This window comes from Delftia sp. SD018 (assembly GCF_017355445.1).
GTDB classification, from domain to species: Bacteria; Pseudomonadota; Gammaproteobacteria; order Burkholderiales; family Burkholderiaceae_C; genus Comamonas; species Comamonas acidovorans.
The window spans coordinates 1-18,907 of record NZ_JADDRN010000052.1 but is presented as its reverse complement, the minus strand read 5'-3'; the positions used below and the strand labels follow the sequence as shown (position 1 = coordinate 18,907).

Here is an 18,907-nt window from a genome sequence, read left to right as displayed (position 1 = left end):
GCAATGCGGTCTTCAGTTGGGACGTGGTGCGCCGGGTGAATTTTCTGAATCACGGAAAATGGATCGCCTACAACCCACGTCATGGGCAATAAATGAACGCGAACGCGCTGAAGCGTACGGTGCTGGGCGGAATTGTTATTATTCGGCTGAATTTTCGGGGAGCATGGTGTGAAATATGCGTGTCAAGATTGCGGTGCAGTATTTTCCAGATTGACGCAGTGGTTCGGCAGCGAGTTGAAGTGCAGGGTATGTCATGCAAAATACGCCAAGAAGATGACTTTTGTTTCTTTTTTATTTATTGGTCCTCTTGCTTGGTTTTCCATCTGGCTTGGAATATGGAATAAGAATCCGCTGGGGATAGTTATTTTTTTGGTGTCATGTATTGGTTATGAGTATTTCTGTATAATACAGAAAAAGATTGAATATGACGATTTTCTTGAAAGAAAATAGCCAAAAGGTTTATTTCTTGTGATTTACCTGCTGCTGTGGCTGGTATCAGATGAATTTCACCATGCAATCCACGGTTGGGCTCCTGGATATGGTGCGGGCACCTTATAACCAGTCTTTCAGGAGCGCTTTTAACAGGTCGGGAAATCAGCGTCCGGCGCCTTCGCCCTTGCCGGCTTCTTGCTGCCATGTCTGAAAAAGGCCCACCAGCCAACACGCAGGGCATCCGCGCATCAGCAGTAACGCACCGCCGAAGGCGGCCAGCCTGGGCAGCAGCGGCAGACCGTCCAGCAGAATGGCTGCCAGCAAAAGGGCCGTGGCGGCTGCGCCGCGCAGCAGGTGGGTGCCCACGGAGCGGCTACAGAACATCGCGTGGCTCCTGCGGCATATCGTCCTTGATCCAGTAGCCGCTGGCCAGCAGGTGCTCGCGCACCTTGGCGCGTGCGCGGTGCAGGCGGCTTTTCACTGCTTCCACACTGAGGCCGAGCTGGGCGGCGGTTTCGGGTGCGGTAAGTTCGTGTACGTCCCGCAGGATCAGCACTTCGCGGTAGGGAGGGCTCAAGCGTTCCATGGCGCGGGCCAGGTCCAGCCGCAGGCCGTGGGGGATGGGCGCAGCGGCGAGATTCATCGGCGGTGCATCGGGCGCGTCCAGCGATTCGGTGCGGCCACGGCCGCGCAGCAGGCGCCAGCATTCGCGCTCGACGATGCGGAACAGCCAGGTGGCGAAGGCCGCCGTGGCGCGCAGCGCTCCCACGCGGCGGTACAACTGCCAAAGTGCCAGTTGCACGGCGTCTTCGGCGTCCTGGGCATTGCTGCAGGTGCGCCTTGCAAAGCGCTTGAGGTCGGGTTGGCAGACCGACAGCAGGCGGACTATGGCATCCCGGTCGCCCTGGCGCGCGGCCTCGATCAGAGGGGCGTCGGCGCGGATCATGGCGCAGTGTCCACGGGCTTGCGGCCGAACAGGGCGCAGGCCGGGCAGAACCCGGCCACGCCCGTGATGGCCAGCGTCGCCGCGCCGGCGATCAGCAGCCAGAACGAGGCGCTGCCGAGTGGGGTGACGCCCAGCAGGGCCACTGCGATCAAGGCGATTGCACCGGTTGCGCGCAATGCGCGTTCCCATATCGGCAGGTTGCGTTTGAGATAGAACATGAACAGGCCTTCTGAAGGGTTGAGTCCTTGCCAGGAGACGCTGGCCGCCTAAAAGGATTCAACACTGCCTGATTTTTTTAGGGTGGCTGTCTTGGTGGCCCGGTCGCCCGGTGTTGTTCAGCCGAACAGGCGCGACCAGAATCCGCCTTTTCCACCCACCTGCTGCCGGGCTCCCTGCATGTGGGCGCGTATGCCGAGCAGCTGGGCATCGTCCGGATCGTGGCGGAGGGCGATCTCGACCAGTTCAGGCTGAAGGTGCGAGGCCTTGAGCTGGCCCAGGGCCCTGAGTGCGGTGACCTTGTGCGCATGAACGAAGCTCATGCTGCGAACTTCCCATTGCGCTTGCTGTTGCTGCGGCGAAAGCTGCGCATAGCGGCGCTCGGCTTCGGCCACGATGTCGAGGACGTCCTGGTGGTGGCTGGTCTCGTTGAGATAGGCGCATGCGGTCTGCGCGCAGTCCAGATACAGGCCGGTATCAAGCGCGTAGTCCTCCATCAGCAGCAGTGACAGGTCGGTGGCTTGCTTGCGGTTCCCCAGTTGCCGATAGGCATGGCGCAGGTTTTCCAGCAGGGCCTGGAAACAGGTTTGCTGCAGCCCGGCTTCGAGGACGGCGGCCGCCTGCTCGTACTGTTCCTGCGCGTTGTACAGCACGCCCAGGTTGTTGCAGCACATGGCATAGGTGTGGATGTCCAGCGCGGCGGGCGCGGCCTCCTGGCCGTTTGCCGGCGTGACGGCGCTGGCGAAGCGCTCCAGACAGCGTTCGTAGAGTGTGGTCTGCAGGCGCTCGATTTCCTGCAGGGCCGCTGCATCCGTGTCGGGGCGCTTCCACTTGCCCACGGTCACGCCGGCCGTGTAGTAGTCGGGTGCCGCCGGGCTATCAGCCAACTCGGGATAGGAAAAGATGCTGCGCCAGGGCACGGCATGCTCCATCTCGAAAATGCGGGCTTGCAAGTCCACCTGGGGCTGCAAGGCATGAGACTTGCGGTAGGCGGCCAGCGCGGGCTCGGGTTCGTCCAGCCAATAGTGGGCACTGCCCAAATAGCGGTGTCCATAGGCATTGCCTGGTGACATTGCCAGTGCGCGCTGTGCCCATTCGCCGACTTGGCGCAATGCCGCACTGCGGTCCTCGGTGAATTGGTCACTGGAATCGAGATACACCAGGCACAGCATCAGCCATGACCATTCGCTACCCTGGCCTGATTCGGCAGTGGCCTGAATACTGGTCAAGAGGCTGGCAATCGCTTCGTTGTCCAGATGGCTGAAAACCGTGGTGCCGGACCATAGCGCATGCATGCGCGCGTGGTCGCCCTGGCTGAAGGAATGCATTCCTTGGGAAATCAGTCGGTCCATGGTCTGTTGGGAATATTGTGGGAGGCGCCATCGTATCCGCTGTGTTTGACAGGAGGGTGGGGCGCCACTCAATCGGAGTGACAAGACGCCTTTGTAGACAATGTCTGAACAACAGGTCAAAGCCCCGTCAACTGCGGCAATGCCTTCTCGCAGGCCTTGCGGCACAGGTAGCGCAGGTCCTGTTCACCATCTTCACTGCGCAGGTAGCCGGCGCCGGCGGCGTTGATGTTCCATTCATAGACCTTGCCCGAACGCAGCAGCCGTCCGCTGAAACTGCAGGGCAGGATGATGGATTCCTCATGGAAGCTGCCAGCCGAGACTTGCTTTGCCGTCGCGAAATAGCGGGCCACGTCGGCGGTGTCCAGGCTGACTTTCTCGCATCCCATGGTCTCGCCCGTGCCCACGGAACGGGTGACCGGGCCGATGACGGAAATGGGCGCCGCCTTGGCCGCGTGTTTGGGCGTGGATGTGGAAGTAGATGAGGCCTGCAGCGGCGCATGCAGGCACAGCATCACGGCAGCCCAGGCGGCAATGCGCAGGCTGCGAGAGGGATTGTTGAAAAGCTGGCTGGATGGCATGGCTCAGGCTCCCGTGAAGATGTAGCGCAGCAATTGGGCGCCTTCCGTCGCCTCCTTGCGGGCAATGGCGCCGTGGGAGTAGACATCGGACAGCAGTTTGAGCTTGTAGTGGTCCACCAATTGCTGGGTCAGCCATTTGGTCTGGAACAGCTGCGATTGGGTGGGCGCCTCGTAATCCTTGGTCGATGGCAGGAAACGGCCTACCACCTCGATGCCCACGGAGTCGCTGTTGGCCGGATAACGCAACGGATAGGCCTTTGTGTTCTCGTGCGATGACACATTCTTGGCCCGCTTGCTGAAGCTCAGGCCCTTTTGGTGCAGCAGGGCATTGATGTTCTTGAGTTCCGTGGGATCGCAGGTGCTCTCGTTGACGCAGCGCGGCTGAAGAATTCCCACATGCCAGCAGATCTTTTCCAGACTGGCCGTCTGGTAGATCTTCCCGTCCTTCTCGATCAGAAAGTGCGCCCCCGTTTTCTGGCCGCTCTTGTAGGCATTGAGCACGCTGGCGGCCGTGGACGAGTCAGTGCGGTGCAGGACGATGGAGGTGACGGACAGCAAGGCGCCGTGCTCTATGGACGGATAGGTCTTGACTTCGACGCTTTTGTCTACCATCAATCCTTTTTCGATAGTGGCCAATTATTTCTCCCTCTGTATTCCGGCTGAATGAATGCGAATGGCGGAAAGCCGGGAGAGCATACGTGGCAGATGGATATGAATGATTCAAAATGTACAATTCATGCCTGATTGGAAATATCTTGAAACAATTAAGGGGATTTATGAAGTCTTGATGAATGGTGAGCGCATGTGTTCATGTCTTTGCATCGGCCATGAAGTACCTCATGGCCTTGTACACCTGTCTAATGGGTTTTGATTTCTATGATCATTCCGAAGATAAACGCAATCCCCAACCCAAAAATAGTGCCAAGAGAATTCAGGAAAATATATTCAAGATCCGTAGAAAACGGACCATTCATGGAAAAAATCACAGAAATGCCAAGATATGGAATGGAGCCTGCGATGGCTCCATAAATCGAAAGATTCAATAGTGTCAAACGGTTGTGTTTATTCAGTATGAATATGCCAGGCAGGCCCAGAATGACGAAGCTTGTGTAGCTGCAGGCCCAAATCGGGAAGATCAGCAAGCCGATCCAGCTGTCCCCGCTGATTCTTGCTGTGGCAAGAACTGCCAATATCACCGCGGGGAAAAATGGCGCAGCCAAGCATGCGGCAAGAATTCTGGGCGTAATGCAGATAAATGATTGAGTCTGCAACTCATGGGCGTCTGGCCTGACGGAATTCATCCGTTGCGGAATCATTTTTTCCATGATGGAGTGGTGGATTCACAGTTGGAAATGGCTGAAAGGAGTCGCCATCGTATTTGCCCTCTGTGAAGTCAGTGAGAAGTGGCTTGGACCGGCAATTCAGGACTGGCCCGTGAGCCGGTGCCCCAGCACCGCCACCACAATGCAGCCCATCCCGACCCACTGAGCGGCTGACGGCACGGCGCCAAACCAGACCAGGTCCACCAGCAAGGCCATGGCGGGGTAGACGAAGGACAGTGCCGCAATGGCGGGCGCCGGCAGCCGCTGGAATGCGGCATACATCACCGTGTACATGAAGGCCGTATGGACCAGTCCCAGGGTCAGCACCATGGAGGCGGCCCGCGCTGACAGCAACTGAGGGCTGGCTGCGGCGATATGGGTGAGTAGGGGCAGGGCCCACAGGCTCAGCACCAGTCCGCCCGCCAGCATCTGCAGCATGGCGATCTGGGCCGAGGGCATGTGGCCCAGGCGGCGCGTGGCGACCGTGGTGCCTGCGTAGAGAGCGGCGGCCAGCAGGGCCAAGGCCACGCCGACCCACGCGCCTGTACCAGCATGCGATGCATCCATGCCATCCAGTCCGACCAGGCCGCTGCTCAGTGCCACGCCCAGCAGGGCCAGCAGCAGCCAGGGCAGCTTGCGGCGTTCGACGGGCTCGCCCTGCAGCGCCGACAGAGCCAGCAGCATGAAGGGCTGCACGTGGTAGACCACGGTGGCCACGGCGATGGAGCTGTAGTGGTAGGCGCTGAACAGGGCGACCCAGTTCAATACCAGGGCGATGCCGCCCCCGGCCAGCCACAGCCATTCCCGGCCTTGGGGTCTGATCCATTCGCGCCGCCAGGCCAGCCACAGGCCCAGGCCCAGTGCGCCCAGCACGCAGCGGGCGAATACGACCAGCAGCGGCGGCAGCGCGCTTTCCACGACGAGCAGGCCGATGGTGCCCGACAGCGCCATGGCCAGCAGCATGCGCCAGGTGCCGCCCTGGCTGGTTCGGGGCCGTGTGGGTGAGGTTGCAGAGGTGAGGCTGGGGCTGTGGGACATGGTGTCGATTCCTGGGCGCGCTTCGGTATGGAGCGCAAGGCCGTATCTTGCGGACTCTTCAATAAATCAACAATCCACCAGTCATTCAAATTAATATTGCCTACCATGCAACAAAGACCGGAGTAGCGCCTTGCCCGATACCGCCATGCCCCTGGATGAAATGCTGGTCTTCGCCCGCGTGGTGGAGCACCAGAGCTTTGCGGGCGCGGCCCGGCAATTGGGGCTGACGACCTCGGCCGTGAGCCGCAGCGTGGGGCGGCTGGAGGCGCACTTCGGGCTGCGGCTGCTGCAGCGCACCACGCGCTCGCTGTCGCTGACCGAGGCGGGGGCCGAGATCCACCAGGCCTGCCTGCGGCTGGTGGAGGGTGCCCAGGCCGTGCAGGCGCTGGCCGGCCAGCTGCGCCAGCAGCCGCGCGGGCTGCTGAAGATCAGCGCGCCGGCCGTGCTGGGTGATATCTGGCTGTCGCCGCTGCTGCCGGGCTTTTGCGCGCGCTGGCCCGAGGTGCAGGTGCAGGTGGACATGACGGACCGCATGGTGGACCTGGTGGCCGAGGGGCTGGACCTGGGCCTGCGCATCAGCGTGCCGGGCCAGATCGCGCCGGGGCTGGTGGCGCGGCCGCTCAAGACCATCCGCTATGTGCTGGTGGCCACGCCCGGCTATCTGGCGCGGCATGCGCAGATCACGGAGCCCGGGCAACTGCTGGCGCATCCCTTCATCAGCCTGGGCTACGGGCAGTTCCAGAACGAGGTGGAATTGCGCCCGCTCCACCCTGCGGCCGCGCCCGCCATGCGGCTGCTGGTAGATACGCCCATCACCATTGCCAGCAGCCTGGGCATCATCCACGCGCTGCAGCAGGGGCCGGGCATAGGCATGGTGGCCGACTTTGCGGCGCAGGCGGCGCTGCAGGCCGGGCAGTTGGCGCACGTGCTGCCGGGCTGGGCGCTGTGCGGCAAGTACGCGCCGCGCGTGGTGCATGCGGTTTATGCGCCCACGCGCCATGTGCCGCTGAAGCTGCGGGCGCTGATCGACTATCTGGTCGAGGTGGAAGGCGAGGGTGCCTCGGCCTCCACCACCTAACCCATGCGCCTGCGCAGCGCCGCGCTGGCCCAGTCCACAGCCACGGACAGCGCCAGCATGGCGATGATGACGGTGCTGGCCTGGGCGTAGTGGAACAGCGACAGCTCGAAGTACAGCAGCTGCCCCAGCCCGCCCGCGCCCACGAAGCCCAGGATGGCGGCCATGCGGATGTTCATCTCCCAGCGGTACAGCGTGTAGGCCAGCAACTGCGGCGCGGCGCCGGGCAGCGTCGCGTAGAGGAAGGCCATGGCGCGGCCGCTGCCGGACAGGCGCAGCGCTTGGGTGGGGGCGGCGGGCTGGTTCTGCAGGGCCTCTGCATACAGGCGCCCCAGCACGCCGGCCGTGTGCAGCGCCAGCGCCAGCGCGCCTGCGAACGGGCCCAGGCCCACGGCCAGGGCGGTGATGGTGGCCCAGACCAGCTCGGGCACGGAGCGCAGCACGTTGAGCACCAGGCTCCAGGGAGCGCGCCAGCGCGGCAGCGCCAGCAGCAGGCCCAGCACGGCCGCCAGCAGGGTGCCGACCACGGAGATGGCCAGCGTCTCCCACACGCCCACGGCCACCTTGCGCAGCCATTCGGCGCTGGTGTCGGGCGGGAAGAAGCTGATGACGAATTCCAGCATGGACCGGCCCGCCGCGCCGGTGAACAGCGAGGGCAGGTCCATCTCCAGCATGGCAAAGCTGGCGGCCACGCCCAGCGCCAGGGCGGCGCAGGTGAGGGCGCTGCGCCAGCCCCAGGCGCCGGCCCGCGCTGCGGGTGGCGTGTCCAGCGCGCGGCGCAGGCCGCGCGAGAGCAGGTCGGCGCCCCAGACCAGCAGCATGAAGGTCAGCAAGATGGTGGAGGCCTCGCCGCCGTTGAGCATCTTCATGGCCTGGTCCATGAGCTGGCCCAGGCCGCCCGCGCCCACAAAGCCCATGACCACCGAGGCGCGTATGGCGCACTCCCAGCGGTAGACGGTGTACGAGGTCAGCTCGCGCGCGGCCTGGGGCAGCAGGCCGTAGAGCATGGCCAGCGGCCGGCGCGCGCCCGCCTGCGCCAGGGCACGTGCGGGCGCGGGGTCGGCCGACTCCAGGATTTCCGCATAGACCTTGGCCAGCATGCCGCCATAGGTCAGTCCCAGGGCCAGCACGCCGGCCGCCGGCCCCAGGCCGAAGACGCGCACGAAGACCAGGGCCCAGACCAGCTCGGGCACGCCGCGCAGGATGGTGAGCAGGCCGCGCGTGACGGGATTGAGCGCCCGCCGCTCGCGCGCGGCGCCCGTGACCAGGTAGGCCAGCGGCACGGCCAGCACAAAGGCCAGGGCCATGCCGGCCGTGGCAATGGCCAGGGTCTCCAGCGTGGCACGGCCCAGGTAGCCGAGGAAGTCGCGCCCGGTCTCGGGTGGCAGAAACGTGGCCAGAAAGCGGCCGATGACCTGCAGGTTGCCGGGATCGAACAGCGCACCCAGGCTGAAGCCCGCGCCCTGGAACAGCGGCCACAGAACGACGGCGGCCAGCACCAGGGCGCCGAGGCGGCGGGGCGCGGCGGGATCACGCAGCGCGTGCAGATCGGAGCTCAACGGCATGCGGATGCGGACAGCGGTGCGGCAAAGGCGGCGGGCGCGGGTGTCCAAGCAGGGCGGGAGGGATCATCGCCAGGATGCTCGGACCCATACAGCGCACGCAGGTGTTCCTGCGTGACTTCAGCCGCCGGCAGGTCGAAGGCGATGGCGCCATCGCGGATGCCCACGATGCGCGCAAAGCAGGCCAGCGCCAGGTCCACGGCATGCAGGCTGGCGACCAGGGTGGCGCCGCGCGCGGCGGCTTCGTGCACCAGCAGTTGCACGGTGGACAGGGCCAGGGCCGGGTCCAGTGCGGCCACGGGCTCGTCGGCCAGGATCAGCTCGGCCTGCTGGTAGAGCACGCGGGCAATGCCCACGCGCTGCAGCTGCCCGCCAGAGAGCTGGTCGCAGCGCGCGAACAGCTTGTCTGCCAGCTGCACGCGGGCCAGGGCCTCGCGCGCGCCAGCGGTGTCCTGTGGGTACAGCAGCGAGGCCAGCGCCTTCCACGCCGGCCACCGGCCCAGCCGCCCGGCCAGCACGGCCGTGACCACGCGCTGGCGCGGCGGTATGGGCGGCGCCTGGTGCACCGTGCCGATGCGCGCGCGCAGCAGCCGGGGTGCCCCCGCGCTGGACGCAAGCACCTCGTCGCCCAGCACGCTGCGCCGGCCCTGGCTGGGCGCCAGCGCCGTGCCGATGACGGACAGCAGCGTGGTCTTGCCCGCGCCCGAGGGGCCGATCAGCGCAATGGCCTCGCCCTGGCGTGCGGCCAGCGTCACGCCGCGCAGCGCAATGCCGCCGCCGGCGTGGGTCAGGCCCACGCCTTGCAGTTCAAAGCTCATGGATTGCGCCTGCTGCGGCTTACTTGAGCAGGCCGGCCGACTTGGCGGCAGCCTCGATGCCTTCGTAGTTCGAGGCCTGGGTGGGCACGAAGCGCGCGGCGCGCTGCAGCTCCAGGATGGCCTTGTGCTCGGGCTTGGCCGGGTCCAGCGCCAGGAAGGCGTCGGTCAGCTTCTTGACCAGGGCCGGGTCCAGATCGCCGCGCACGGTCCAGTTGTAGTCGAAGTAGGGCGGCGTGGTGGCGAACACGCGCACCTTGCTGGTATCGACCTTCTTGGTCTCCACCAGCTTGTCCCAGACCGATGCGTTGAGCACGCCGGCCTCGGCCTTGCCCGCGGCCACGAAGGCCACGGTGGCGTCATGCGCGCCGGAGAAGGCCACGGTCTTGAAGTCCTTCTCGGGGTTGATGCCGTCCTGCTGCAGGAAAAAGCGCGGCATCAGGCTGCCCGAGGTGGACGAGGGTGCGCCAAAGGCAAAGCTCTTGCCCTTGAGGTCGGCCAGGGTCTTGATGGCGGGGTTGGCCGTGATGAACTTGGAGGTGAACTTGGCGTCTTCCTCGCGCTGCACGATGGGGATGGCCGTGCCGTTGGTGCGGATCTTGGCCTGCACGAAGGTGAAGCCGCCCAGCCAGGCCAGGTCCAGCTTGCGCGTGGCCAGCGACTCGACCACGGCGGCGTAGTCGGTCACGGGCGTGAACACCACCTTCATGCCGGTCTGGGCCGAGAGGTACTTGCCCAGCGGCTCGAACTTGCGCTGCAGCTCGGTGGGAGCTTCATCCGGGATGGCCGAGACGCGCAGCACGGCGGGTTCGGCGGCCAGCGCGGGCAGGCTGGACAGGGTGGAGGCGGCCAGCACGCAGGCAGCCGCCTGGCGCAGCGCCGAGCGGCGCGCAGGAATGTGGTTCATGGATGGGCTCCGTTCAATCAGCCACCGCCGTCCGGATACACGGCGATTTAATGGGCGCCCGGGATGACCGGGCGCCGAAGGTACAAGGGCGGTACACCGACCGCTGAGGCTGCATTGTAGGGAGCGGGCTTTTCCGTTGGGGACGTCAGGCATGAGCGCCGGACCTGCGGGTACAGCGCTGCCGCCGATCTTTTCCCCGCGAGCGCTGGTTTTGTGCACCGCCTGGGGCCTTGTCTGGCCGGGGACTTGAGCATGCGTTGCACCAAAACATCCATGATTGGTCTGACCAATAAACATCGTGGTGCATTATCTGCACTCTTTTAGGTGTTTACCCTGTTCATCTGCCCACTTGAAAGCTCTGAGAATCGCACCACTTCGCGCAATGGTCTGAATTTTGGTTTAATTGGTTGGACCAATTTGCCAATGGCCCACAAGGCGCCAGCGCGGGGAACACTCCCGGTCACCGTTGCAGCCAGCCAGCAGACATCCTGTGCGGATCGCACCGCATGCCAACGCTGCAACGAGAGGGAGTGGCCGACAAGGGGCGCTTACCGCGCCCTCCCCATCATCTAGAGACACGGTCATGCAAACCATCTGGCAGCAGAACTACGATCCCGCCGGGAACATCTGGATCTCGGCGCTGATCGCGCTGATTCCCATCATCTTTTTCTTCCTGGCGCTGACCAGGTTCCGTCTCAAGGGCTACCAGGCCGGCACCGTCACCGTGGCGCTGGCGCTGGGCGTGGCGCTGCTGTTCTACAAGATGCCCGTGAGCGCGGCACTGGCCTCGGCCGTGTACGGCTTCTTCTACGGCCTGTGGCCCATCGCCTGGATCATCGTGGCGGCCGTGTTCCTCTACAAGATTTCGGTCAAGACGGGGCAGTTCGACGTGATCCGCTCGTCCATCCTGTCGGTCACGCCTGACCAGCGGCTGCAGCTCATCCTGGTGGGCTTTTGCTTCGGCGCCTTCCTGGAGGGCGCGGCCGGCTTCGGCGCGCCCGTGGCCATCACGGCCGCGCTGCTGGTGGGCCTGGGCTTCAAGCCGCTCTATGCAGCGGGCCTGTGCCTGATCGCCAACACGGCGCCCGTGGCCTTTGGCGCCATGGGCATTCCCATCATCGTGGCGGGGCAGGTCTCGGGCGTGGATGCATTCGCCATCGGCCAGATGGCCGGCCGCCAGCTGCCCTTCATGACCGTGCTCGTGCTGTTCTGGCTGATGGCCATCATGGACGGCTGGCGCGGCGTCAAGGAAACCTGGCCTGCGGTGCTGGTGGGCGGCGGCTCCTTCGCCGTGGTGCAGTTCCTCACGGCCAACTACATCGGCCCCGAGCTGCCGGACATCACCTCGGCCATCGTCTCCCTGGTGGCGCTGACGCTGTTCCTCAAGGTCTGGCAACCCAAGCGCATCTTCCGTTTCGACACGGAAGGCGAGGGCGGCAAGGCTGCGGCAGTTGCAGCACCGGCCATCACCTCCGGTGCGCCGCTGACAGCAGGCGCCGTCATCAAGGCCTGGTCGCCCTTCATCATCCTCACGGCCATGGTGACGATCTGGAGCATCAAGCCCTTCAAGGCGCTGTTCGCCGCAGGCGGCCCGCTGGCCTCCACCGTCATCAACATCCCCGTGCCCTTCCTGCACAACCTGGTGGAGAAGACGCCGCCCGTCGTGGCCGCCGCTGCGCCCTACGGCGCGGTCTACACCTTCAACTGGCTGCTGGCCACCGGCACGGCCATCCTGATCGCGGCGCTGATCACCATCACCTTCACGCGCCTGTCGCCCGCCAAGGCCGTGGCCACGCTGGGCGAGACCTTCAGGGAACTGGCCGTGCCGATCTACTCCATCGGCATGGTGCTGGCCTTCGCCTTCGTGGCCAACTACTCGGGCCTGTCGGCAACGCTGGCCCTGGCGCTGGCGCATACGGGCCAGGCGTTCACATTCTTCTCGCCCTTCCTGGGCTGGATCGGCGTGTTCCTCACGGGCTCGGACACCTCGGCCAACGCGCTGTTCGCCGCGCTGCAGGCCACCACGGCGCAGCAGCTGGGCCTGCCCCAGGTGCTCACGGTGGCGGCCAACACCACGGGCGGCGTGACGGGCAAGATGATCTCGCCCCAGTCCATCGCCATTGCCTGCGCGGCCGTGGGCCTGGCAGGCCGCGAGTCGGACCTGTTCCGCTTCACGGTCAAGCACAGCCTGATGTTCGCCGTGATCATCGGGGTGATCACGACGCTGCAAGCCTATGTGTTTACGTGGATGATTCCTGGGTATTGACATGAAACACCCCCTGAGTCGCTGCGCGCCTTCCCCCTCTCTACCCGCTTCGCGGGGGAGGGGGGCGACACCCTCGCGGCGGGGCGGCCCTTGCTCGGTGTCCCTGGCTTGGGCAGTGCGGGTTTCATGCGATGAGGCTGGCGCATAGCGCCGTGAATCACTGAAAACCAATTCTGAGAATCCCCATGCGCGTTGCCGATCAAGTTGTCGAGAAATTGCTTGCCCTGGTGCAGGCCAGCGGAGTGCAGCCCGGACAGCGGCTGCCCGCGGAACGGCAACTGGCGGCCGAGCTGGGTGTCTCGCGCACCTCGGTGCGCGAGGCCATACAGAAACTCACCAGCCAGGGCGTGCTGGTGGCGCGGCGCGGCGATGGCACTTACCTGCAGGAGCCGGCGCCGGCTGCCGAGCCTGCGGACTGGCTCAAGGACGCCATGCGGCCGCTGGCCGGCCTGATGGAGTCCGACTCCCACTACCGCTACGACGTGCTGGAAACCCGCCATGCGCTGGAGACCAGCACGGCCTGGCTGGCCGCCCAGCGCGCCACGGAGCGCGACAAGGACCATATCCAGCGCTGCTTCGAGGTGATGATCCAGCACCAGCAAAGCGGCCACGCCGAGCTGGCGGCGCGTGCCGATGCGCAGTTCCACCTGGCCATTGCCGAGGCCTCGCACAACCTGGTGCTGGTGCAGGTCATGCACAGCCTGTTCACCGTGGTGCTGTCCACGGTGGAGCGCAACCGCCATGACATGTTCCGCCTCAGCGCGCCCCAGACCCTGCAGGAGCTGACCGTGCAGCACCAGAGCCTGATGCAGGCCATCCTGGACGGCGACCCGCAGCGCGCCCGCGAATGCATCGGCGAGCACCTGGAGCATGTGCGCACCACCATCCAGCGCCTGGACGAGGACCGCGCGCGGCGCGAGCGCTCCATGCGGCTGCCTCTGGACGCCGCGCCCGCGCTGCTGCCCACTTCAGACCTGATACGAAAGACATGAGACACCCATCATGATCATCTCCTCCACCTCCGACTACCGTGCGGCGGCGCAAAAGCGCTTGCCGCCTTTCCTGTTCCACTACATCGACGGTGGCGCCTATGCCGAGCAGACGCTGCGCCGCAATGTGGAAGACCTGGCCGCCGTGGCGCTGCGCCAGCGCGTGCTCAAGGACATGAGCCGGCTGGACACCAGCATCGAGCTGTTCGGCGAGAAGCTGTCCATTCCCGTGGCGCTGTCGCCCGTGGGCCTGACGGGCATGTACCGCCGCCGCGGCGAGGTTCAGGCCGCACGCGCGGCCGACGCCCATGGCATTCCTTTCACCATGTCCACGGTCTCGGTCTGCCCCATCGAAGAGGTGGCGCCCAAGATCAAGCGCCCCATGTGGTTCCAGCTCTATGTGCTCAAGGACCGGGGCTTCATGCAGAACGCGCTGGAGCGTGCCCAGGCGGCCGGCTGCTCCACCCTGGTCTTCACCGTTGACATGCCCGTGCCCGGCGCGCGCTACCGCGATGCGCATTCGGGCATGAGCGGCCCGAATGCCGCCATGCGCCGCTACTGGCAGTCGGTCACGCACCCGGCCTGGTCCATGGACGTGGGCCTGCTCGGCCGCCCGCATGACCTGGGCAACATCTCGGCCTACCGGGGCAGCCCCACGGGCCTGGCCGACTACATCGGCTGGCTGGGCGCCAACTTCGATCCCTCCATCTCCTGGAAGGACCTCGAATGGATACGCGCCTTCTGGAAGGGGCCCATGGTCATCAAGGGCATCCTGGACCCTGAGGACGCCAAGGACGCGGTGCGCTTTGGCGCCGACGGCATCATCGTCTCCAACCATGGCGGCCGCCAGCTCGACGGCGTGCTGTCCTCGGCCCGCGCGCTGCCGGCCATTGCCGATGCGGTCAAGGGCCAGATCAAGATCCTGGCCGACTCCGGCATCCGCAACGGCCTGGACGTGGTGCGCGCCATCGCCCTGGGCGCCGACTGCGCCATGATCGGCCGCGCCTTCATCTACGCCCTGGCCACCTCCGGCGAGGCGGGCGTCAAGCACCTGCTGGAACTATTGGAGAAGGAAATGCGCGTGGCCATGACGCTGACCAGCGTGAGCAAGGTATCCGACATCACCGGCGACCTGCTGGTGCGCCAGCCATGAGCGCGCTGCAGACTCCGGTCGTCTCCCGCGAGGCCCTGCTGCTGCAGTTGCGCAAAGCCGTGGGCGCCGCCCATGTGCTCACCGACGACCAGGCCACGCGCCGCTTTCGCAAGGGCCACCGCACGGGCGAGGGCCCGGTGCTGGCCGTAGTGCGGCCCGCGACGCTGCTGGAGCAGTGGAAGGTGGTGCAGGCCGCCGTGGCGGCCGGGCGCATCGTCATCATGCAGGCCGCCAACACGGGCCTGACGGGCGGCTCCACGCCCGACGGCGCGGACTACGACCGCGAGATCGTGCTCATCAACACCTTGCGCATCACCGGCGTGCAGGTCATTGGCGGCGGCGCCCAGGTGGTCTGCCTGCCCGGCGCCACGCTGGACCGGCTGGAGCAGGCGCTGGCACCGCTGGGGCGCGAGCCGCATTCGGTGATCGGCTCGTCGTGCATCGGCGCCTCGGTGCTGGGCGGCATCTGCAACAACTCGGGCGGCGCCCTGGTGCGGCGCGGCCCGGCTTACACCGAGCTGGCGCTGTACGCGCGCGTCTGCGACGACGGCTCGCTGGAACTCGTCAACCACCTGGGCATCGCCCTGGGCCGCACGCCCGAGGAAATCCTCACGCGGCTGCAAAACGGCGACTACACCGAAGCCGACATCGCCCACGATGCGCAGCGCGCCGCCTCCGACCCGCGCTATGCCGAGGCCGTGCGCGCCGTGGACGAGGACACGCCCGCGCGCTTCAACGCCGACCCTTCGCGCCTGTTCGAGGCCTCGGGCTCGGCCGGCAAGCTGTGCCTGTTCGCCGTGCGGCTGGACACCTTTCCCAAGGAGCCCAGCACCGTCTTCTATATAGGCAGCAATGCGCCCGACGACCTCACGGCCGTGCGCCGCGAGCTGCTGACCGCGCTGCCGCGCCTGCCGATCGCGGGTGAGTACATCCACCGCACGGCCTACGACATCGGCGAGAAATACGGCAAGGACACCTTCCTGCTGATCGACCGCTTCGGCACGGCCAGGGTGCCGGCCGCCTTCGCCCTCAAGAGCCGCATGGACGGCTTCTTCGAGCGCTTCGGCCTGCGCGGCGTCACCGACTGCGTGATCCAGGTGCTGACCAACCTGCTGCCCAGCCACCTGCCCGCGCGCATGCGCCAGTGGCGCGACCGCTACGAGCACCACCTGCTGGTGCGCGTGTCCAACGACACGGCCGAGGCCACGCGTGAATTCCTCACGCGGCACTTCAGCGGCAGCACCACGGGCGGCTGGTTCGAGTGCGATGCCGACGAGGGGCGCAAGGCCTTCCTGCACCGCTTCGCCATCGCGGGCGCGGCCATCCGCTACCGCGAGGTGCATCGCGCCCAGGTCGAGGACATCGTGGCCCTGGACGTGGCCCTGCGCCGCAACGACCGCGAATGGGTGGAGCAACTGCCCGCCGACGTCGAGCGCGACATGGTCCACAAGCTCTACTACGGCCACTTCTTCTGCCATGTCTTCCACCAGGACTACATCGTCAAGAAGGGCGTGGACCCGCTGGCCATGGAGCACCGCATGTGGGAACTGCTGGACGCGCGCCGCGCCGAGTACCCGGCCGAGCACAACGTGGGCCACCTCTACGTGGCCAAGCCCGCGCTGGCGGGCTTTTACCGCGAACTGGACCCGACCAACACCTTCAACCCCGGCATAGGCCACACCTCGCGCAAGCTGGGCTGGGAGGAGTGTTGCGACCGGCCGGGGGGATGGCCCAAGGGGTATTCGGAGGCCTCCTGAAGCCAGGTGCAGGCGGGCCAGGGAGCGGCCCGCCGCATCCGACTCACAGATTGATGAACACCGACTTGGTCTCCAGATAGGCATCCAGCGCCGTGCGGCCCATGTCGCGGCCCATGCCGGACTGCTTGTAGCCGCCGAAGGGCATGCCCGGGTCCAGGGTGCTGTGGCAGTTGACCCAGACCGTGCCGGACTGGATCTTGGGGATCAGCCGGTGGACCTTGGACAGGTTGTTGGACCAGATGCTGGCGCCCAGGCCGTAGGGCGTGTCGTTGGCCCAGGCGGCGACTTCGTCGAGGTCGTCATAGGGCATGGCCACGAGCACGGGGCCGAAGATTTCCTCGCGGGCCACGCGGTGGTCGTGCTGCACGCCGGTCATCACCGTGGGCTGCACGAAGTAGCCGCGCTGGCCTGCGCGGGCGCCGCCCGTCACCACCTCGGCGCCCTGGCTGCGGCCTATGTCGATGTAGCTGCAGACACGCTCCATCTGCTCCTGCGAGACCAGCGGGCCCATCTGCGCGCTGGGGTCCAGGCCATGGCCCAGGGTGAGCTGGGCGGCCTGGTCGGCCACGTCGGCCACCACGCGGTCGAACATGCTCTTGTGCACGTACAGGCGCGAGCCCGCGCAGCAGACCTGGCCGTGGTTGAAGAAGATGGCATTGGCTGCACCCGCCGCCGCCGTGGCGGGATCGCAGTCGTCCAGCACGATGACGGGGGACTTGCCGCCCAGCTCCAGCGTGATGCGCGTCATGTTGTCCATGCAGGCATGGCCGATGAGCTTGCCTACCTCGGTCGAGCCCGTGAAGCTGACCTTGTTGACCAGCGGGTGCGAGACCAGGGGCGCACCCGTGCCGGGGCCGTCGCCCGTGACCACGTTGAACACGCCGGGCGGAAAGCCCGCTTCCTGGATCAGCTCGGCCAGCATCAGCGCGGTCAGCGGCGTCTGCTCGGCGGGCTTGAGCACCAGGGTGCAGCCGGCGGCCAGCGCGGGCGCCAGCTTCCAGGTGGCCATGAGCAGGGGGAAGTTCCAGGGCACGACGGCGGCGACCACGCCCACGGGCTCGCGCCGGGTGTAGGTGAACATCTGGGCCTCGGGCGCGAAAGGCACGGAGTGCTCGTGCGTCATGCCCTCGATCTTGGTGGCCCAGCCGGCCATGTAGCGGATGGAGTCGATGGCCATGGCGATGTCCACGGCGCGCGCAATGGCGGCGGACTTGCCGTTGTCCAGCGATTCGACCTCGGCCAGGGCCTGGGCATGGGTCTCCATGAGGTCGGCCAGGCGCAGCATCAGGCGCTCGCGCTCCACGGGGCGCATGCGGCCCCAGGGGCCCAGGTGCAGCGCGCGGTGGGCGGCGCGCACGGCCAGGTCCACGTCGGCCGGGCCGGCGCTGGCGACTTCGGCGATCACGGCCTCGGTGGCCGGGTTGACGGTGGACAGGCGCTGGCCGGTCTGGGCTGCCACCCATTGGCCGTCGATGAAGAGGTCGTGCGTACCCCGGTTGAGGAAGGCGCTGGCGCGCTCGGTGATCTGGTGCTGGATGTCGCTGAGGTTCATGGTGTGCTCCTTGGTGGTGGACAGGGGACAGGGGGTGTGGATTCAGAAAACCTGCAGCAGGCGCAGGTTGATGCGGGCGTTCTCCTTGAAGCCCTGGCGCACATGCAGATCGCGGCCCACGGTGGCCAGCAACTGCGTCTTGGGCGCGACAAAGACCGCGCCGCCGAATGAGACCTTGGTGGTGGACTGGCGGTCGCTTTGCGCCACGCCGTTGACCTGTGTCTCGCCGCCCGTCAGGTGCGACAGGCCCAGGCGCAGGTCCGAGGTGTCCGACAGGTGGTAGCGCAGCAGGCCCTGGAACTGGAACTGCGCCTTTTGCTTGAGCGTGGCGCTGTGGGCGCCGAAGTCGTCGTTCTTGCCGAAGACGGTGACATCGGCCGCCAGGTCCATGGTCACGCTCTTGCCCAGCGGCTTGATCCAGCCGGCCTGCAGGGCGGCCTTCCAGCGGTTCTCGCCCAGGCTCAGCGGGTCGTTGCGGTTGTACTGGCCCGTGGGCAGCCAGACAAAGGGGGTGATGCCGAAGTGCTCCTTGTCGCCGGGCTTCGTCAGCCACAGGGTGGCGGCCAGCATCAGGTCGCCCACGCCGGTATTGCTGCCCATGGCCGCGATATCGCGCGAGGCCGACAGGCGCCCGAAGGGCAGCAGGAACTGCGGGTCGATCACATAGTCGCCCAGCTTCATGAAGTGCACGCCGCGCGCTATGCCGATGTCCGAGGTCAGCCTCGGCCGTATCGGCGCCTGGTCGCCATTGGCATAGAGGCTGTCGCGCGTGGCGTGCTGGTAATAGACCATGCCCAGCGTGGTGCCCGGAGGCAGGGCGGTGTAGTCGCCCGCATCGATATCGACGGCGTGGGCGTTGAAGGTGGCGCATGCGGCCATGGCCGCCAGGGCCAGGGATGCGCGGATGAAGGGCTTGGATGGCATGGCGAAGAGTCCGGTCCGGTGTT

General features: G+C 66.1%; 18 protein-coding genes. 5 read left to right on the top strand and 13 right to left on the bottom strand.

The features are described from left to right. Nucleotides 1–594 precede the first annotated feature (594 nt). From INR38_RS27885 to INR38_RS27850, 8 genes are all read right to left on the bottom strand, one after another. Nucleotides 595–816, bottom strand: coding sequence for a hypothetical protein (locus tag INR38_RS27885; RefSeq protein ID WP_207444538.1), 222 nt, complete (start codon nt 814–816; stop codon nt 595–597). Then, nucleotides 806–1,378 carry an RNA polymerase sigma factor gene (locus tag INR38_RS27880; protein WP_207444537.1) on the bottom strand — a complete coding sequence of 191 codons (573 nt, stop codon included), beginning with the start codon at nt 1,376–1,378 and terminating at the stop codon, nt 806–808. Before INR38_RS27880 ends, INR38_RS27885 begins: the two co-directional genes overlap by 11 nt. Next, a complete protein-coding gene (locus tag INR38_RS27875) occupies nt 1,375–1,596 on the bottom strand; it encodes a DUF2892 domain-containing protein (protein ID WP_197956539.1) in 222 nt (73 codons plus the stop codon). Before INR38_RS27875 ends, INR38_RS27880 begins: the two co-directional genes overlap by 4 nt. Nucleotides 1,597–1,713: 117 nt before the next feature. Then, a complete protein-coding gene (locus INR38_RS27870) occupies nt 1,714–2,922 on the bottom strand; it encodes a hypothetical protein (protein ID WP_242699225.1) in 1,209 nt (402 codons plus the stop codon). Between the two features lie 140 nt (nt 2,923–3,062). After that, nucleotides 3,063–3,524 (bottom strand): hypothetical protein, encoded by a 462-nt coding sequence (locus INR38_RS27865; protein WP_207444535.1) that lies wholly within the window; start codon nt 3,522–3,524, stop codon nt 3,063–3,065. 3 nt (nt 3,525–3,527) lie between these two features. Next, nucleotides 3,528–4,136: a peptidoglycan recognition family protein gene (locus INR38_RS27860; RefSeq protein ID WP_013802750.1), complete on the bottom strand. Its 609-nt coding sequence runs from the start codon at nt 4,134–4,136 to the stop codon at nt 3,528–3,530. A gap of 245 nt (nt 4,137–4,381) precedes the next feature. Next, complete coding sequence (locus tag INR38_RS27855) at nt 4,382–4,849, bottom strand: hypothetical protein (RefSeq protein WP_207444534.1); 468 nt, start codon at nt 4,847–4,849, stop codon at nt 4,382–4,384. 96 nt (nt 4,850–4,945) lie between these two features. Next, nucleotides 4,946–5,884: a DMT family transporter gene (locus INR38_RS27850; RefSeq protein ID WP_207444533.1), complete on the bottom strand. Its 939-nt coding sequence runs from the start codon at nt 5,882–5,884 to the stop codon at nt 4,946–4,948. Nucleotides 5,885–6,029: 145 nt separating this feature from the next. Here INR38_RS27850 and INR38_RS27845 point away from each other — a divergent pair, with 145 nt between their 5' ends. Next, nucleotides 6,030–6,962, top strand: a complete 933-nt coding sequence (locus INR38_RS27845; protein ID WP_207444539.1) for a LysR family transcriptional regulator — start codon at nt 6,030–6,032, stop codon at nt 6,960–6,962. On the opposite strand, the gene INR38_RS27840 is transcribed toward INR38_RS27845, so the two are convergent. Genes INR38_RS27840 through INR38_RS27830 form a run of 3 tightly spaced genes read right to left on the bottom strand, consistent with a single transcriptional unit; the run spans nt 6,959 to nt 10,243 of the window. Further along, a complete protein-coding gene (locus tag INR38_RS27840) occupies nt 6,959–8,524 on the bottom strand; it encodes an ABC transporter permease subunit (RefSeq protein ID WP_207444532.1) in 1,566 nt (521 codons plus the stop codon). The genes INR38_RS27845 and INR38_RS27840 overlap by 4 nt on opposite strands. Next, nucleotides 8,515–9,339: a phosphonate ABC transporter ATP-binding protein gene (locus tag INR38_RS27835; RefSeq protein WP_207444531.1), complete on the bottom strand. Its 825-nt coding sequence runs from the start codon at nt 9,337–9,339 to the stop codon at nt 8,515–8,517. Before INR38_RS27835 ends, INR38_RS27840 begins: the two co-directional genes overlap by 10 nt. Before the next feature lie 19 nt (nt 9,340–9,358). Then, nucleotides 9,359–10,243 carry a putative selenate ABC transporter substrate-binding protein gene (locus INR38_RS27830; RefSeq protein ID WP_012205176.1) on the bottom strand — a complete coding sequence of 295 codons (885 nt, stop codon included), beginning with the start codon at nt 10,241–10,243 and terminating at the stop codon, nt 9,359–9,361. 583 nt (nt 10,244–10,826) lie between these two features. Between INR38_RS27830 and lldP the strand changes: the two genes are divergently transcribed. The 4 genes from lldP (at nt 10,827) to dld (ending at nt 16,408) form a co-directional block, all read left to right on the top strand. Then, nucleotides 10,827–12,509 carry an L-lactate permease gene (gene lldP, locus INR38_RS27825; RefSeq protein WP_192367802.1) on the top strand — a complete coding sequence of 561 codons (1,683 nt, stop codon included), beginning with the start codon at nt 10,827–10,829 and terminating at the stop codon, nt 12,507–12,509. 185 nt (nt 12,510–12,694) lie between these two features. Further along, nucleotides 12,695–13,501 carry a transcriptional regulator LldR gene (gene lldR / locus INR38_RS27820; RefSeq protein ID WP_012205183.1) on the top strand — a complete coding sequence of 269 codons (807 nt, stop codon included), beginning with the start codon at nt 12,695–12,697 and terminating at the stop codon, nt 13,499–13,501. Between the two features lie 10 nt (nt 13,502–13,511). After that, the gene (gene lldD / locus INR38_RS27815; RefSeq protein ID WP_012205184.1) at nt 13,512–14,651 is read left to right on the top strand and encodes an FMN-dependent L-lactate dehydrogenase LldD; all 1,140 of its coding nucleotides are present in this window, start codon (nt 13,512–13,514) and stop codon (nt 14,649–14,651) included. Further along, complete coding sequence (gene dld / locus INR38_RS27810) at nt 14,648–16,408, top strand: D-lactate dehydrogenase (protein ID WP_207444530.1); 1,761 nt, start codon at nt 14,648–14,650, stop codon at nt 16,406–16,408. The genes lldD and dld overlap by 4 nt, the downstream gene beginning before the upstream one ends. 43 nt (nt 16,409–16,451) lie before the next feature. On the opposite strand, the gene INR38_RS27805 is transcribed toward dld, so the two are convergent. Then, nucleotides 16,452–17,960, bottom strand: coding sequence for an aldehyde dehydrogenase family protein (locus INR38_RS27805; RefSeq protein ID WP_034392754.1), 1,509 nt, complete (start codon nt 17,958–17,960; stop codon nt 16,452–16,454). A 42-nt stretch (nt 17,961–18,002) separates the two neighbouring features. Beyond that, complete coding sequence (locus INR38_RS27800; protein ID WP_207444529.1) at nt 18,003–18,884, bottom strand: transporter; 882 nt, start codon at nt 18,882–18,884, stop codon at nt 18,003–18,005. Nucleotides 18,885–18,907: the final 23 nt, after the last annotated feature.

Coding starts and splice junctions, on each gene's coding strand:
- INR38_RS27830 (WP_012205176.1), bottom strand. CDS start 10,243: ATGAACCACATTCCTGCGCGCCGCTCGGCGCTGCGCCAGGCGGCTGCC.
- INR38_RS27865 (WP_207444535.1), bottom strand. CDS start 3,524: ATGCCATCCAGCCAGCTTTTCAACAATCCCTCTCGCAGCCTGCGCATT.
- INR38_RS27855 (WP_207444534.1), bottom strand. CDS start 4,849: ATGGAAAAAATGATTCCGCAACGGATGAATTCCGTCAGGCCAGACGCC.
- INR38_RS27835 (WP_207444531.1), bottom strand. CDS start 9,339: ATGAGCTTTGAACTGCAAGGCGTGGGCCTGACCCACGCCGGCGGCGGC.
- lldR (WP_012205183.1), top strand. CDS start 12,695: ATGCGCGTTGCCGATCAAGTTGTCGAGAAATTGCTTGCCCTGGTGCAG.
- INR38_RS27885 (WP_207444538.1), bottom strand. CDS start 816: ATGTTCTGTAGCCGCTCCGTGGGCACCCACCTGCTGCGCGGCGCAGCC.
- INR38_RS27805 (WP_034392754.1), bottom strand. CDS start 17,960: ATGAACCTCAGCGACATCCAGCACCAGATCACCGAGCGCGCCAGCGCC.
- INR38_RS27870 (WP_242699225.1), bottom strand. CDS start 2,922: ATGCATTCCTTCAGCCAGGGCGACCACGCGCGCATGCATGCGCTATGG.
- INR38_RS27845 (WP_207444539.1), top strand. CDS start 6,030: ATGCCCCTGGATGAAATGCTGGTCTTCGCCCGCGTGGTGGAGCACCAG.
- INR38_RS27850 (WP_207444533.1), bottom strand. CDS start 5,884: ATGTCCCACAGCCCCAGCCTCACCTCTGCAACCTCACCCACACGGCCC.
- INR38_RS27880 (WP_207444537.1), bottom strand. CDS start 1,378: ATGATCCGCGCCGACGCCCCTCTGATCGAGGCCGCGCGCCAGGGCGAC.
- INR38_RS27800 (WP_207444529.1), bottom strand. CDS start 18,884: ATGCCATCCAAGCCCTTCATCCGCGCATCCCTGGCCCTGGCGGCCATG.
- dld (WP_207444530.1), top strand. CDS start 14,648: ATGAGCGCGCTGCAGACTCCGGTCGTCTCCCGCGAGGCCCTGCTGCTG.
- INR38_RS27860 (WP_013802750.1), bottom strand. CDS start 4,136: ATGGTAGACAAAAGCGTCGAAGTCAAGACCTATCCGTCCATAGAGCAC.
- lldP (WP_192367802.1), top strand. CDS start 10,827: ATGCAAACCATCTGGCAGCAGAACTACGATCCCGCCGGGAACATCTGG.
- lldD (WP_012205184.1), top strand. CDS start 13,512: ATGATCATCTCCTCCACCTCCGACTACCGTGCGGCGGCGCAAAAGCGC.
- INR38_RS27875 (WP_197956539.1), bottom strand. CDS start 1,596: ATGTTCTATCTCAAACGCAACCTGCCGATATGGGAACGCGCATTGCGC.
- INR38_RS27840 (WP_207444532.1), bottom strand. CDS start 8,524: ATGCCGTTGAGCTCCGATCTGCACGCGCTGCGTGATCCCGCCGCGCCC.